General features: G+C 39.5%; 2 protein-coding genes. Both read right to left on the reverse strand.

Translation table 11 applies throughout. The annotated features are described in order from the left end of the window. On the reverse strand, positions 1-301 hold a 301-nt coding region (rplT, locus tag DS839_RS35855; protein WP_119275353.1), incomplete at its 3' end, for a 50S ribosomal protein L20. A gap of 67 nt (positions 302-368) precedes the next feature. Then, positions 369-566: a 50S ribosomal protein L35 gene (gene rpmI, locus DS839_RS35860; protein ID WP_005596065.1), complete on the reverse strand. Its 198-nt coding sequence runs from the start codon at positions 564-566 to the stop codon at positions 369-371. Positions 567-752 lie beyond the last annotated feature (186 nt).

Below are 752 nucleotides of genomic sequence, written 5' to 3' on the forward strand. Positions count from 1 at the left end.
GATCTGCGGTGTCAGCTAAAATCTTACGGTCGATTTCAACAGAAGCTTTTTTCAAGCCGTTGATGAATTTGCTGTAAGATAAACCGTTTTGACGTGCTGCAGCGTTGATACGTGCAATCCATAATTGACGGAATTGACGTTTACGTTGACGACGGTCACGGTAAGCATATTGACCAGCTTTAATTACAGCTTGGAACGCAACGCGATAAACACGTGAACGCGCACCATAATAACCTTTAGCAGCCTTAAGAACTTTCTTATGGCGTGCTCTTGCAATAACACCACGTTTTACACGAGCCATTATTAAATCTCCTAATGTATATAATTAACTAAAATTCACTAAAGTACGTTTTAACTTGACTCAACGCTTATGCGTATGGTAAGCACGCTACTACTAATACTTGGTCTGCTTTCGCTACCATTGATTTGTGGCGTAAGTGACGTTTACGTTTAGTGGTTTTCTTAGTCAAAATATGACGTAAGTGAGATTGTTTACGTTTGAAACCGCCTGAAGCTGTTTTCTTGAAACGCTTAGCAGCACCACGTACTGTTTTAATTTTAGGCATTGTTTTATAAACTCCGCATTGTTTTATCTAATACATAATAATCAGGCGAAAAATACGCTTATCGCTAACCGTCTTTTTACTTGCAAAGCACTAATTATCTCGAACAGAGCGTTACCGCTCATAGCCCTTTACGGCTAAAAAGCAAATCAGGCTGCGAAATGTGCCTGTAGATTGCTTTTGTTTCTC

The organism is Taklimakanibacter deserti (assembly GCA_003574785.1).

Excerpts from the sequence above, each read along its gene's own strand:
- rpmI (WP_005596065.1), bottom strand. The coding sequence starts at position 566 with ATGCCTAAAATTAAAACAGTACGTGGTGCTGCTAAGCGTTTCAAGAAA.